Origin of the sequence: Comamonas sp. Z3, from assembly GCF_008121565.1 — a bacterium.
GTDB lineage: Bacteria > Pseudomonadota > Gammaproteobacteria > Burkholderiales > Burkholderiaceae_C > Comamonas > Comamonas brasiliensis.
Genome location: NZ_VOQU01000001.1, coordinates 249039 through 262961, shown reverse-complemented (window position 1 = coordinate 262961; position 13923 = coordinate 249039). Strand labels below are relative to the sequence as shown.

Sequence of the window (13923 nt, the reverse complement as noted above, 5' to 3'; positions counted from 1 at the left end):
GAAATGTTTGGACGACAGGATTTCAGGCCTTATTCGCCACAGGCTTCTCATCGGCCTCGACGGCCACTTCCTCGTCCAGGGGTTCGTTGCGCACCAGATTGCTGAGCGTGGGCGGCACGCTCTCCCCTGCACGGCGCGAGCGGAACAGCGCCGCGCGCATGAGGAAGATGGTGGTGATGGGCACGGTCACGGCAATGAAGATGGCAATCAGCACCGAGTGCATGACAAAGCCCTGGCCGCTGACGGAGAAATAGATCCAGGTGGCATGCATGATGAGCCAGCAGCCCATGGTGGCGATGATGGAAGGCGCATGCACGCGCTCGAAATAGCTCTTGAGCCGCAGCAACCCAACGGAGCCCATGAGCGCAATCAAGGAGCCGCCGAACACCAGGGCGGCCACCAGGATCTGGGCCCACAGCGGCAGATCCACGCCAATGACCTCGGTACTCATTCGATCACCTCGCCGCGCAGCAGGAACTTGGCCATGGCCGTGGAGCCCACGCAGCCGAACAAGGCCACCAGCAAGGCCGCCTCGAAGTAGTTGGTGCTGTCATAGAGAATCCCCATGACCAGCATGGCCAGCATGCCGTTGAGATACATGCAGTCCAGCGCCAGCACACGGTCCTGCGCATGCGGTCCCTTGAGAAGGCGCAGCACCGAGCAGCCCATGGCCGCCAGCAGCATGACCAGAGATGCCATCAGCACCCAATAAAACCAGGGGTTCATTCAAAAATCTCCATCAGCAGGCTTTCGTAGCGGGACTTCACAAAGTCGGCCAGCTTCTTGGCATCCTCCACTTCCAGCGCATGCAGCAGCAGCATGGAGCGGTCACGCGAAATCTCGGCCCAGGACGTACCCGGCGTCAGACAGACGATCATGGCCAGCACCGCCAGCCCGTTGGGGTCGCGCAGGTCCAGCGGAATCGGGACAAAGGCCGCCGGGTGCTTGCGCATGCGCGGCAACAACAGAAAGCGCACCACGTTGAAGTTGGAGATCGAGGTGTCGCAGACCACCCGAAAGGCCAGCTTGAGAATGCTCAGCGGATGGCTGACCCGCACCGGCAAGGGGCGCAGGCCGCGCAGCAGCACGGGAATCAGCAGGCCCAGGATCAGGCCCAGCAGGATCTGGCCGGCACTGACCGAGCGGTTGAGCAGCAGCCACAGCACCAGCAGCGCGATCGACAGCAGCGGTGCCGGGAAGATGGATTTCATGACGTTCCTCATGGGCGGCTCTCCTCCTTCTGAACCGAAGCCGTGGTCTGGGTCACGGCGTTCTGCCCGGCGTCCCGTTCATCGCCGATACCAGGCAGGAGCTCGGCCTGCATCTCCAGCGCGGCCGCACGCGCTGCCGCCTCGGGGCCTGCGGCTTCCTGAGCCTTCTTCTCCTTGGGCGCTGGCACGGGAGCCAGGCCCATGACGGTGCGCACATAGACATCGGGCGAATGCAGTGCATTGGCCGCCCGCTGGGTGTAGCGCATCACGTCATCGGCCTTGACCGTCAGCACCATGCAGCACAGCAGCAGCGCAGCGATGGGCAGGCCTTCGGCCACCTTGAGCGAGGGAGCGCTCTGCTCCGGGTTGGCCCAGAAATGCCGGATGCCGGCGCGCGTGAGCGCAATCAGCGCCATCAGACCGGTGATGATGAGCAGCGCCACCATGCTCCAGCCAAGCGGGCCGGCCTTCACGCCACTGGAGGTGCCCATGCCCAGCGGATTGAGCAGGCTGGTCAGCATGGCGAACTTGCCGAGAAAGCCCGAGAGCGGCGGCAAGCCCGAGATCAGCAAGGTACAGGCCATGAAGCTCAGACCCAGAAAAGCTGCTGCCGCCGGGAAGGCCCGGCCGATCATGAGCTCTTCCTCATCGTCGAGGTTAAAGCCCTCGGTCGGCAGCAGCTCGGCATTGAGGAACGGTGCCTCATCATCCTCGTAGGGCTCGCCTGCATCATCATCCACGCGCCAGCGATCCACGACATCGGCGATCAGGAACAGGGAGGCCACGGCCAGCGTGGAGCCCGGCAGGTAATACAGCAGTCCGGCCGTCAGCAGGTTCTGCCCGAAGCCCGTCGCTGCCAGCAAGGTGCCGGACGAAAGAATCGCCGCAAAGCCCGCCAGATGGGTCAGCCGCTGCGAGCCCAGCATGCCGATGGCGCCAAAAGCCATGGTCAGCATGCCGCCCACGATCAGCCAGGTGCTGCCAAACAGGGCCGATGCCCCGGCTTCCGAACTGAACAGCAAGGTCCACAGGCGCAAGATGACATAGACCCCCACCTTGGTCATGAGCGCAAACAGGGCTCCCACGGGTGCAGTCGCCGCGCTGTAGCCGGGCACCAGCCAGAAGTTCAGCGGCCACAGCGCCGCCTTGATCAGAAAGGCCGTGCCCAGCACGCCTGCCGCCGCATGCAGCAGGCCGCGGTCGGCATCCTGCACCAGCGGAATGGCCCGGGCCAGATCGGCCATATTGAGCGTACCGGTAATGCCATAGAGCATGGACACGCCGATCAGGAACAGCGAAGACGCTGCCAGATTGATGGCGATATAGTGAAGACCAGCCTGGATGCGCGTGCTGCCGGAGCCATGCAGCAGCAGACCGTAAGAGGCTGCGAGCATGATCTCGAAGAACACAAACAGATTGAACAGGTCCGCCGTGATGAAGGCGCCGCTGAGCCCCATCAGCTGCAGCTGGAACAGGGGGTGAAAGTGCACCCCGGCCTTGTGCCAGCGCGCCGCAGAGAACACCAGCGCGGCCAGTGCCACCACATAGGTGACCAGCAGCATCAGGGCCGTGAGCCGGTCCAGCGCCAGCGCGATGCCGAAGGGCGCAGGCCAGTTGCCCGGCATGTAGACCGACATGGTGACGGCCGAACCCGCCTGATTGGTCCAGCTCAGCAGCATGACCACGATCACCAGGCTGATCGTGGTGGAGAGGATGTTCATGCCCAGCTTCAGGCGCTGGCGCTCCTCGCGCAAGAACAGCATCAGCGCTGCCGTCAGCATGGGCAGCATGATGGGGGCCAGCATCAGGTGCGGCATCAGACGCTCAATCCACTCGCTCATAGCATTTCCTGTTCGGTCCGCGAGTGCGCGCCATCCACATGGTCATTGCCGGAAGCGCCTCGCGACGCCAGCAGCACGACCAGGAACAGCGCCGTCATGGCAAAGCCGATGACGATGGCGGTCAGCACCAGCGCCTGCGGCATGGGGTCGGCATAGTGCGACAAATCGGTGGGCACACCGTTTTGCAGCACCGGCACCTTGTTGATCGAGAGGCCTTGGCGCCCCATCGAGAAGATGAACAGGTTGACGGCATACGACAGCAGCGCCAGCCCCATGATGACCTGGTAGCTGCGCGGACGCAGCAGCAGCCAGACGCCCGAGCCGGTGAGCACACCGATGGCAATGGCCAGAACAATTTCCATTACATACCTCCCCTTGCCAACGCCGCGGCCGTGGCCGCCTGCACCTCGGCCTCGGCCTTCTTGGCCTCTTGTTCCTGCTCTTCCAGCAAGCGCGCATGGAAGCGGTGTCCGCGTACCGATTGGTGGGCAATCGCCGTCAGGATCAGCATGGTGGAGCCCACCACCAGCGCAAACACGCCGATATCGAAGAAGGTGGCGCTGGCGAAATGCACATGTCCCACCAAGGGCAGCGAAAAGTCAAAGCTGTGGCTGGTCAGGAAGGGGTAGCCCACGGCCACGGAGCCCAGACCCGTGCCCAGCGCAAACAGCAGGCCCGCGGCAATCCAGCGGCGCGGATAAAGCGGCAGATGCGCCTCCACCCAATGCGTGCCCGAGATGATGTACTGCATCAGCAAGGCGACCGAGAACACCAGCCCGGCCACGAAACCGCCACCCGGCTGGTTGTGGCCGCGCACGAAGATATAGGCAGCCACCAGCGTCGCGAACGGCAGCAGCAGCCGCACCAGCACGGCGGGCACCATGAGGTAACCCACCGCCGTATCGCTGGCATTGCGCGGATTGAGCAAATCGGTCTGCAAATCGCCGGGCACATAGCGCTGCTGCTCCGGAATGTCCATGGCCTCGCGCGCCGGACGGAAGCGGCGCAGCAGCGCATAGATGACGACGGCCACGATGCCCAGCACCACGATCTCGCCGAAGGTGTCGAAGCCACGGAAGTCCACCAGCGTCACATTGACCACATTGGTGCCGCCGCCGCCGCCCAGCGCGTTTTCGAGGAAGAAGGTGGAGGTGCTTTCGTAGAAGGGCCGGCTCATCATGGCAAAGGCCAGCCAGGCCATGCCGCCACCGGCAATCAGCGACAGCACCAGATCGCGCAGGCGGCGTGCCTTGGCCCGCGCATCGGCGTTGTCGGCGGTACGCATGTTCTTGTCCCGCTTGGGCAGCCAGCGCAGCCCCAGCAGGATCAGCACCGTGGTGGCAACTTCCACCACCAGCTGGGTCAGCGCCAGATCGGGCGCAGAGAACCAGAGGAAGGTCAGCACCGTGCACAGCCCCGTGCCGCCCAGCATGATCAGCGCGGTCATCCGGTGGTACTTGGCTTTCCAGGCCGTTCCCAGCGCGCACAGACAGCCAATCGCCCAGAGCAGCACAAAGGCCGAAGACACCGGCAAAGTGCCACGGTCACCCAGTTTCATGCCCCATAGCCATAGCGGCAGGGCCGCTGCGACCAGGGCGACGCAGACCAGCCACAGCATCTGCCACTGCAGGCGGCGCGTGGACAGATTGCGGCGCCCCGCCCGGCCCAGCCAGGTGATGCGGGCCAGCAGATTCTCGAAGATCCTGCGACCGCTGACACGGCCCAGCACGGGCGTGGTGTCGAAGTGCCCGACCGTGCGCTGCCAGCGCAGCATGGTGTAGAGCACGATACCGCCGGCCAGTGCCACCAGGCTCATGATGAGCGGCATATTCCAGCCATGCCAGATGGCCAGGCTGTACTCCGGCAAGTCACCGCCCACGACAGGCGTTGCGGCCACCGCGAGAAAGCCGCCCACCGCCCAGGCCGGGAAAATGCCCACGATCAGGCAGGCCAGCACCAGGAGCTCCACGGGCACACGCATCCAGTGCGGCGGCTCGTGGGGCTCGTGCGGCAAATCGTCGGCCTGGGGACCAAAGAAGACATCGAACGTGAAGCGCAGCGAATAGGCCACGCTGAACATGCCGGCCACCGTCGCCAACACGGGCAGCACGGTCTTGACCCAGGGAGCTGCATCCAGATAGACGGTCTCGGCAAAGAACATTTCCTTGGAGATGAATCCGTTGAGCAGCGGCACGCCGGCCATGGCGGCACTGGCCACACAGGCCAGCGTGGCCGTGATCGGCATCATGAAGCGCAAACCCGACAGGCGCCGGATGTCACGCGTGCCGCTTTCATGGTCCACAATGCCCGCCGCCATGAACAGCGACGCCTTGAAGGTCGCGTGATTCATGATGTGAAAAACTGCGGCCACGGCCGCCAGCTTGCTGTTCAGGCCCAGCAGCAGGGTGATCAGACCCAGGTGCGAGATCGTTGAATAGGCCAGCAAACCCTTGAGATCGTGCTGGAACATCGCGCAATAGCCGCCAATCAGCAGCGTCAAGGCACCGGCTCCACCGACCAGCCAGAACCATGCATCGGTGTCCGCCAGCACCGGCCACAGCCGCGCCAGCAGAAACACGCCAGCCTTGACCATGGTGGCCGAGTGCAGATAGGCCGACACGGGCGTAGGTGCCGCCATGGCATTGGGCAGCCAGAACTGGAACGGAAATTGAGCACTTTTGGTGAGTGCGCCAAGCAAGATCAGCACCAATGCCAGCAGATAGAGGTGGCTGTCGCGAATCTGCTGGCCTGCAGCCAGCACATTGTCGAGGTCATAGCTGCCCACGATATGACCCAGCACCAGCATGCCCACCAGCATGGCCAGCCCACCCGTGCCCGTGACCGTCAAGGCCATGCGCGCACCCCGGCGCGCATCCTTGCGGTGATACCAGTAGCCGATCAGCAGGAAGGAGAAAAGACTGGTCAGCTCCCAGAAAAACACCAGCTGAATGATGTTCCCCGAGAGCACCACCCCCGCCATGGCCCCCATGAAGGCCAGAAAAAACGAGAAAAAGCGCGGAACCGGATCAGCGGGCGACATGTAGTAGCGCGCATAAAGCACCACCAGTGCACCGATGCCGAAGACCAGCATGGAGAACAGCCAGGCAAACCCGTCCATGCGAATCACCAGATTCAGGCCCAGCGCGGGCAGCCAGGACACCTCCTGCCTGAGCACCGCTCCATCGGCCATTTCCGGGAACAGCATCCCTACCTGAATCGCGCATATCAGCGCGATGACACCTGCAAGTGTGGATTCCGTATTGCGCGCATTTGCAGGCAATAAGGCAGCCAGAAGGCTGCCTGCGAAAGGTAGGAGGATAAGGTAGATCAAGGGCATGGGCGGATCATTCTAGAGGTTGACGTTATTTTTTCCGCTATAAAAACCTGAGCATTTCACAGACTTTAGACCACTGTTCAGCTTTAATTGATGACAGAAAATCCATCAAAACAGCGGGTTGCGTGCAGATAAAGAAGTGCATCCGATCTACCCATGCGCGCGGAACCGATGTCATGCCTCTGCTGCTGAAAAGCATTTTTGCCAAACTCAATCCATCTGCCAACCCATGCATATACGCAGCTATCGCCCCGGAGATGAAATCGCGCTGTGGCAGGTGTTCCACGACGCGGTGCATCAACTGGCCGCGAATCACTACAGCCCCGAGCAGCTCGATGCCTGGGCGCAGCCACAGCCCGACCGGGCGGAGTGGAGCCGGCGCATCCAGGCACTGAGCCCTTTTGTCGCCCTCTGCGCCAATGATCGACCCGTGGCTTATGCAGATCTGCAAGCCAACGGCTATATCGATCACTTTTTTGTGGCCCCGCAACATGCCGGCCAGGGCGTGGGCCGACTCCTGCTCGCGCATATCGAGCATGCCGCGCGGCAAAACGGTCTGCAGGAGCTGAGCGCCGATGTCAGTCTCAACGCCCAGGGCTTCTTCGCCCATTTCGGCTTTGAGCAGCAGTGCCGGCAAATGCCCGTCGTAAGAGGCATTGCCCTGAGCAACACGCGCATGCGAAAAGCGCTCCGGCCCCGGACTGCGGGCCCTGCTGCATGAACTGGCTCTGGAAACCTGAAACCTCCACCCCGCAGAAATGGCTGATTGCGGTTTTCATGGCGGTGATGCTGGGCGCCCTCGCCCCCATTGTCTGGCGCAGCTTCATACCCGAGGCCCGCTGGCAATTGCTCGCGCTGTATCTGTCGCTGGCGCTGACTGCGGCAGCGGGCATCTGGCTGCGGCGGCTGCACAGACTGGGACTGTGGCAGCCGGCAGGCCCCTGGCCCAGCTACGGTCCTGTCAAGCGCTGGCTAATGGGTGTGCTCTGCAGCGCCTTCATGGTTTTTGTGCTCTGGTTCGATCTGGCAGCCACCCTGCCCATGGCCTATACGGCAGCGCTGGGAAGCGATGCCAGCCTGAAGACCGTTGCCGAGAAAAAGCGGGGTTCGGGTCGCCATGCCTGCCGCCATCAGCTCAAGCTGGCTGAAGTGGACTATCTCTTCTTCGAGTTCTGCATCGATGAAGAAGGCTACGAACGCCTGCCCTCAGGCCCGTTGCCAGCCCTGCTGTCCATGCGCCAAAGCTACTTCGGCAAGCTGGTGGACAGCATTCGCCTGTCCAATCCTCAACAAAAAGATGAGCATTGATCGTAGCTTCAGCTTGAAAAATTACATTACTTATGCCTAAATCCCCCGTCAAATAAGCGCTAGCAGCTTCCTTTTTTATCTTTCATCACCGCCATGCCCATTCTTCTACCGCCACTGCTGCTGATTTCCGGCATGGGCTTTGTACTCAGCGCAATCACGCACTTGGCAGCACTTGCTGGACAGATAGACGCACTTGACGTTCATTTACCTAAAGACACATTGAGAATATTCACCAGCGTGATGAGCATGGGAATTTTTGCGGTCTGGGTTCCTGCGGCGCTGATCGCCCAGCGCATCAACAACGGCAATCGTCTGCAGTTTTCCTGGAAGAAGGTGCTCGCCGGCTGCCCCGCCTGGATGCGCAACAGCGCCTACGCGATCTTCATCTACGCTTTTGTCAACTTCTTTCTCAGCATTGCGGTCGGCATGACAGGCCTGCGCGTGTTTTCGGGCCACTGGATGATCTTCTACGGCATGGCGTTCTGCATCTTCTTCTCGAGCTGGAACCTGCCCTCCCTCCTGGCGCCCCGCCACTGCCCGGCCGGGCATGAAGTCGCTCATGGCAATAATTTCTGCCCGGTCTGCGGCCTGCCCGCAGACCACAGCAGCCAGGACGCGTGACGCATCCATACCCCTGAACGCGCCACCCGGGCGCAAAGCGGCGCATACTGGCGGCCGCATCATTGCCTGCACTCATCTTTTTGCACATGCCCACTCCTCACTCCCCCATCGGTATTTTTGATAGCGGTGTGGGTGGCCTCAGCGTGCTGCAGGCACTGCGTCACGAGCTGCCGCATGAGCAGTTCGTCTATCTGGCCGACAGCGGCAATGCCCCCTATGGCGATGCACGGGGCGATGCGTTTGTGCAGGAGCGCAGCCTGGCCATTGCGCAGTATCTGCTGCAGCAGCACGACATCAAGATTCTGGTGATTGCCTGCAATACCGCGACGGCTGCGGCCGTGGAGCTGATGCGCGAACGCATGCCGCAATTGCCCGTCATCGGCGTGGAACCCGCTATCAAGCCGGCCTCTTTTTCGAGCCAGACCCATCATGTGGGAGTGATGGCCACCCGGGGCACTGTCTCCAGCCAGCGCGTAGCACGCCTGGTGGCCGAGCATGGTCAGCGTGCCGAGTTTCATCTGCAGGCCTGCGATGGCCTGGCCAGAGCCATCGAGCAAAGCACCGAGCAGGCATTGCCCGAGGATGCAAGCGCCACCGAGATCAGAGCGCTTTGCACGAAATACACGAGCGCTCTAGGCAGTTTCGGCCATAAGACCGGGCAGATGGATACGCTGGTGCTGGGCTGCACCCACTATGTCTTCGTCAAGGACGATTTGCGCGCGCTGCTGGGGCCGGATATCCAGTTTCTGGACACAGGCGCCCCTGTCGCGCGCCAGACCCGGCGCATGCTGGAGCAGCGCCATCTGCTCGGGCCCGAGACCGATGGATCGCGGCAGCTGGCCCAGGCCGAGCAGATCCGGCTCATGACAACCGGCCGCCTGACGGCCATGCAAGCCGCGGCCCAGCGCTGGCTGGATCTGCCTGCCGCTTGCAGCCAGGCTGTCAGCGTGTGCTCGCCAAGCGCCGTGGCCACACCGGCCTGAGCTGCGCCATCAGACCCAGAGTGGCGGGCCACCCTGATCCAGATAGCTGAGGTAAAAGCGCACATCGAACTCCAACTGGTGGTAGTCAGGCTCCATATGCATGCATAACTGATAAAAAGCCTTGTCGTGATCCATGATGCGGATATGGGCCAGCTCATGCACGCAGATCATGCGCAAAAAGGCATCGGGTGCCTGCTTGAACATGGCCGCCACCTGAATCTCGTGCCGCGCATTGAGCCTGCCGCCATGCGCAATCGCACGCCGCGTATGCAGACCCAGGGCATTGCGCACCACATGGATCCTGCTGTCGTAAGCGACCTTGTGCAGCTGACCGGCATTGCGCAGATACCGGGTCTTGAGCGCATCGACATAGTCATAAAGCGCCCTGTCAGTGCGTACCGCGTGGGCCTGCGGATATTTGCGCAGCAGCCAGTCACCGGCCTTGCCTGCCAGCAGCCAATCGCGCACCTGGTTCTGCAGCGATGGCGCATAACCCGAAAGATAGGGCAATGCCAGCGCCAGCGGCGCCCCTGCTTCGCCCATGCTGGCGCGCGCAGCCCTGTCCTTGCGTAGCTGCTGCGTGACGGCTCCCGAATATTTGGGGGTGGAAATGGGCTTCATGGCAAAAAACAAACCCCCTGTCACAGTCTCGGGACTGCAGCACAGAGGGCTTTGACGGCGAATGAGCGAAGAATCAATGCAGATGGCGCGGGCGGCGATTGCCGCCATGACCGGAGGCCGAGCCGCCCGATCCGCCACGCGGCGGCTTACCCAGCTCCAGCGAGCTGACCAGGGCTTCGAAACGCTGCGAGAACAGCTTGTCGATTTCCTGCACCACGCCGCCGAGTTCGGCGCCATCGAAGTGGCGCTCCATCATGTTGATGACGTCCTGCACCAGCAGATCGCGCTGCACCTGCATGATGGCGGCAGGATTGGGGCCCACAAACAGCATCAGGAAGTCATCGCGGCTCTGGGCCTCGGCAGGAGCCTCTTCCTCGTCGAACTCGGTGTCGTAGAAGGTCACTTCGATCGGCGAGCCCTGCTCGGCCAGCTCGTTCAGGCCCATGCACATATCGTCCAGAGCCTGACGGAAGTCATCATCGCCGCGCACGGTCCAGCACATCTGCAGCAGATGCTCCTTGGCCTCGAACTGGATGCCGGGCTCTTCTTCGTAAAGACTTCCCTCGCCATCCGTCAATGAGCGCGCGCCGGCATAGGCCCACAAGGGACGCAATGCATCTTGCAGCTGCTCATACGTAACGTCAGCACGGAGCAGAACCTGGCCGTGGACATGAATTTCAAAAGCAGCGTTGTAACTAGACATCTTTTCTCTCTAGGAGTGCAGACCCCGTCAGCATGACAGAACTGCAAGCCATATTGCATCGAAGCCGGAGCTTTTCCAAGCGCCTTGACAAAGCCCGACATCGCACTGCCCTACGGCATCACAGCCCTTGATTTTCCCACCTTCGGCAAGACTGCGGGCGGCAGCGGCCATCAAGCCATAAATAAAAAAAGCCCGCTACAAAATATATAGCAGGCTTTTCAATTCTGGTGCCTCGAGCCGGAATCGAACCGGCACGCTTCGTTAAAAGCGGCAGATTTTAAGTCTGCAGTGTCTACCAATTTCACCATCGAGGCCCACTTCACCACCAGCGCCGGGCGCCAGGGGGAAGTATTGCATCAGCCAGGCGACCAAAGCAATAAAAAAGGGAAGCTTTTGCTTCCCTTTTCAAAACCTGGAGCGGGAAAACGGGTTCGAACCGTCGACCTATACCTTGGCAAGGTATCGCTCTACCAACTGAGCTATTCCCGCATTTCTGAAAAGCTGTGCGCCTTACAGAGCAGACCCGAATTATAGCCATGATTTTCGGCCGCTTTCCGAAAACCGCCTGGCTTTTTCAGACAGTCCTGTTCAGGCTGGCTGTGAAGCAGGCGCCAGCCGGCTCTTGACGATCTGCAGCAGATCGCGCTTTTGCACCTTGTTGGAGGCGTTGACGGGCAGGCCGTCCAGCTGCAGCACGAAGCGCGGCACCTTGTAGTTGGCCATATTCGCGCGGCACCAGGCGGTGAAGGCTTCCTTGTCCAGCGTGATGCCGTTGCGTGCCACCACGCAGGCACAGCCCACCTCACCCATGCGCTCGTCGGCCACTCCGACCACGGCGACCTGTGCCACCTCGGGATGGTTGGAGAGCATGCGCTCGATCTCTGCGGGGTAGCAATTGAAGCCTCCCACGATGAACATGTCCTTGAGGCGGTCGGTGATGCGCAGATAGCCGCGCTCGTCAAGCACGCCCACATCGCCGGTATGCAGCCAGCCATCGGCATCGATGGTCTCGGCCGTGGCTTTTTCGTCCTCGAAGTAGCCCTGCATGATGTGATAGCCACGCAGCAGCACCTCGCCCGCCTCGCCGGGGGCCACGGGCTGCCCCTGCTCGTTGACGCAGCGCACCTCGGTCCCGGGCAGGGCCTTGCCGCAGGTATTGGCCACGGTTTCCACATTGTCGGCCGGCTCGCAGAGCGTGGCGCAACCACCGCATTCCGTCAGGCCGTAGGCCGTGGTGACATTCTGGATGCCCAGCTCCTCGCGCATGCGCTTGATGAGAATGGGAGGAACGGTGGAGGCGCCAGTCACGGAGGACTTCAGCGAACTCAGATCGAAATCCTTGAGCCCCGGATGCGCCAGCATGGACAGGAACAGGGTGGGCGGCCCGGGCAGGAAGCTGATGCGGTCGCTCTCGATGCGCTGCAAGATGGCCTGTGCATCGAACACCTGCTCGGGATAGACGGTGGAGCCCTGAAGCAAGGCCGCCACCCAGCCTGCCTTGTAGCCAAAGGTGTGGAAGAAGGGGTTGACGATCAGGTAGCGGCTGCCCTCGGTCAAACCCACCACCTCCGACCAGGCCTTGAAAGCCAGAATCGTCGGTCGGTGAGCGCACATCACGCCCTTGGGGCGGCCTGTGGTGCCGGAGGTGAACATCAGGTCGGCCGTGTCGTCTGGCTTGATCCCGGCTTCGCGCTGCTGCTGGGCCTGGGCAGTCGTGCTCTCGGCCCTGGCCATGAACTGCGCCCAGCTCAGGTCTGCGCTGGGCAGCACCTTGTCACCGAGCACCACCACCTGCTCCAGCGTGGCAGGGCGCAGACCTTGCAGCAGATCGGGGTAGTAGTTATTCAGAAAGTCCCCCACGCATACCAGCACCCTGGCGCGGCTGCGCTCCAGAACGTCGGCAGCTTCGGCGCCCTTCATCCGGGTGTTCAAGGGCACCAGCACGCCACCTGCGGCATGCACGCCGCAGGCGGCCACGATCCACTCGCTGAGATTCGGCGCCCACAGCGCCACCCGGTCACCGGCCTGCACGCCCAGGCTCATCAAGGCTCGTGCGGCCTGGCGGCTCAGTTGCTGCAGCTCGGCATAGCTGATGGACTTGCCGCTTTCGACAATCGCCGCGCGGGTGGAAAAGCGGCTGACCACATCGGCCAGCATGCCCGGCAAGGTCAGCGAGGACTCGGGCATCGCATTCTGGTTGGGTTTCGACATAAATTACTCCGGAAATTTGACGCGCAGCTTTTCACTGGTGGGCACGGACTGACAGGCCAGCGTCCAGTTCCTGGACAGATCCTTGGCATCCAGCACTTCGTTGTGACGAAGGTGTACGCTGCCGTCCTGTACCTGGCACATGCAGGAGGCGCACATGCCGGCCTGGCAGGAGTACGGCACGTTGATGCCGGCGCGCAGTCCGGCCTCCAGAATGGTCTCCGTGCCGCTGCAGCTGAATTCGTATTCCTCGCCGTCCAGGCGCAGCTGCACCACGGCATGCTCGACAGCGGCCGCCACGGGAGTTGCCGCCTCCTGCAGCTGCTGCAGGGTCTCTTCGTCAGGCAGGGAGACAAAGCGCTCCACATGCACCTGATCGGCTGGCATGCCGGCTTCTATCATCGCGGCCTGTGCGGCATCCATGAAGGGGCCCGGCCCACAGATAAAGGCCTGGCCCGCATCGGCCACCCACGGCGTGGCCCAGGCAGCGAGCTGCTTTTGCGACGGCGCACCCTGCACCGAGTCCAGCCAGTGAATGACCTGCAGGCGATCCGGATACTCGGCCGCCAGCAACTGAAGGTCCTTCTTGAAGATGACCGAGCGCTCGTCGCGGTTGGCATAGAACAGCACCACATTGCCCTGATGCTGCTTGAGCACGGTGCGCAGGATGGAGAACACCGGCGTGATGCCGCTACCACCTGCCAGCAGCAAGAAGTTCTGCGACAGATTACGCGGCGAGAACAAGCCCGAGGGCGGCATCAGCTCGATGGAATCACCGACCCGGATCCGGTCGCACACCCAGTTGGAGCCTCGCCCCTTTTCCACGCGCTTGACGGTCACGCGCAAGGCATCGTCGAGCGTCGGAGCGCTGGACATGGAATAGCAGCGAGGCACATAACGTCCTTCGATGGGCAGACGCAATGTCAGAAACTGGCCAGGCCGATAGCTGAACTGCTCCGCCAGCTCCCCCGGCACTTCGAAGACGATGGACTTGGTATCGTGCGTCTCGTCAATCACTGCACGCACACGCAGCGGGTGGTAGCGCGATGCGGTTGTCATGGCTTCACTGCTCATTTCTTCTTACCCCTTACTC

The 13923-nt window shown here is 62.1% G+C and carries 14 protein-coding genes and 2 tRNA genes; 4 read left to right on the top strand and 12 right to left on the bottom strand.

The features are described 5' to 3' along the window. Nucleotides 1–22 precede the first annotated feature (22 nt). From mnhG to FSY59_RS01225, 6 genes are read right to left on the bottom strand one after another with little or no spacing between them, the layout of a single operon-like run. Nucleotides 23–451, bottom strand: a complete 429-nt coding sequence (mnhG, locus tag FSY59_RS01250) for a monovalent cation/H(+) antiporter subunit G (protein WP_003057254.1) — start codon at nt 449–451, stop codon at nt 23–25. Then, nucleotides 448–726: a K+/H+ antiporter subunit F gene (locus FSY59_RS01245; protein ID WP_003057255.1), complete on the bottom strand. Its 279-nt coding sequence runs from the start codon at nt 724–726 to the stop codon at nt 448–450. Before FSY59_RS01245 ends, mnhG begins: the two co-directional genes overlap by 4 nt. After that, nucleotides 723–1223: a Na+/H+ antiporter subunit E gene (locus FSY59_RS01240; protein WP_003057257.1), complete on the bottom strand. Its 501-nt coding sequence runs from the start codon at nt 1221–1223 to the stop codon at nt 723–725. The genes FSY59_RS01245 and FSY59_RS01240 overlap by 4 nt, the downstream gene beginning before the upstream one ends. After that, nucleotides 1220–3052: a monovalent cation/H+ antiporter subunit D gene (locus FSY59_RS01235; protein ID WP_148728329.1), complete on the bottom strand. Its 1833-nt coding sequence runs from the start codon at nt 3050–3052 to the stop codon at nt 1220–1222. Before FSY59_RS01235 ends, FSY59_RS01240 begins: the two co-directional genes overlap by 4 nt. Next, on the bottom strand, nt 3049–3414 hold the full coding sequence (locus FSY59_RS01230; protein WP_003057261.1) for a Na+/H+ antiporter subunit C: 366 nt from the start codon (nt 3412–3414) through the stop codon (nt 3049–3051). Before FSY59_RS01230 ends, FSY59_RS01235 begins: the two co-directional genes overlap by 4 nt. Beyond that, complete coding sequence (locus FSY59_RS01225) at nt 3414–6389, bottom strand: monovalent cation/H+ antiporter subunit A (protein ID WP_029158568.1); 2976 nt, start codon at nt 6387–6389, stop codon at nt 3414–3416. The genes FSY59_RS01230 and FSY59_RS01225 overlap by 1 nt, the downstream gene beginning before the upstream one ends. Before the next feature lie 226 nt (nt 6390–6615). Here FSY59_RS01225 and FSY59_RS01220 point away from each other — a divergent pair, with 226 nt between their 5' ends. The 4 genes from FSY59_RS01220 to murI all read left to right on the top strand — a co-directional run bounded on the left by FSY59_RS01220 (nt 6616) and on the right by murI (nt 9298). Beyond that, nucleotides 6616–7107, top strand: a complete 492-nt coding sequence (locus tag FSY59_RS01220) for a GNAT family N-acetyltransferase (RefSeq protein ID WP_148728328.1) — start codon at nt 6616–6618, stop codon at nt 7105–7107. After that, nucleotides 7104–7694: a hypothetical protein gene (locus FSY59_RS01215; RefSeq protein ID WP_148728327.1), complete on the top strand. Its 591-nt coding sequence runs from the start codon at nt 7104–7106 to the stop codon at nt 7692–7694. The genes FSY59_RS01220 and FSY59_RS01215 overlap by 4 nt, the downstream gene beginning before the upstream one ends. Before the next feature lie 240 nt (nt 7695–7934). Continuing rightward, entirely contained in the window at nt 7935–8315 is a 381-nt protein-coding gene (locus FSY59_RS01210) for a hypothetical protein (protein WP_019043219.1), read from the top strand. An 86-nt stretch (nt 8316–8401) separates the two neighbouring features. Next, nucleotides 8402–9298 (top strand): glutamate racemase, encoded by an 897-nt coding sequence (gene murI, locus FSY59_RS01205; RefSeq protein ID WP_003057273.1) that lies wholly within the window; start codon nt 8402–8404, stop codon nt 9296–9298. Between the two features lie 9 nt (nt 9299–9307). Here the strand turns inward: murI and FSY59_RS01200 are convergent, their stop codons facing one another. From FSY59_RS01200 to FSY59_RS01175, 6 genes are all read right to left on the bottom strand, one after another. Beyond that, on the bottom strand, nt 9308–9919 hold the full coding sequence (locus tag FSY59_RS01200; RefSeq protein WP_187427870.1) for a M48 family metallopeptidase: 612 nt from the start codon (nt 9917–9919) through the stop codon (nt 9308–9310). 73 nt (nt 9920–9992) lie between these two features. Further along, entirely contained in the window at nt 9993–10622 is a 630-nt protein-coding gene (locus FSY59_RS01195) for a DUF6806 family protein (RefSeq protein ID WP_003057277.1), read from the bottom strand. A 225-nt stretch (nt 10623–10847) separates the two neighbouring features. Next, nucleotides 10848–10936: transfer RNA gene (locus FSY59_RS01190), tRNA-Leu, on the bottom strand. Between the two features lie 99 nt (nt 10937–11035). After that, nucleotides 11036–11111 (bottom strand) — tRNA-Gly (locus tag FSY59_RS01185). A 99-nt stretch (nt 11112–11210) separates the two neighbouring features. Further along, the gene (locus FSY59_RS01180) at nt 11211–12833 is read right to left on the bottom strand and encodes a FadD3 family acyl-CoA ligase (RefSeq protein ID WP_148728325.1); all 1623 of its coding nucleotides are present in this window, start codon (nt 12831–12833) and stop codon (nt 11211–11213) included. 3 nt (nt 12834–12836) lie between these two features. Further along, nucleotides 12837–13904, bottom strand: coding sequence for a ferredoxin--NADP reductase (locus tag FSY59_RS01175; RefSeq protein WP_148728324.1), 1068 nt, complete (start codon nt 13902–13904; stop codon nt 12837–12839). Nucleotides 13905–13923: the final 19 nt, after the last annotated feature.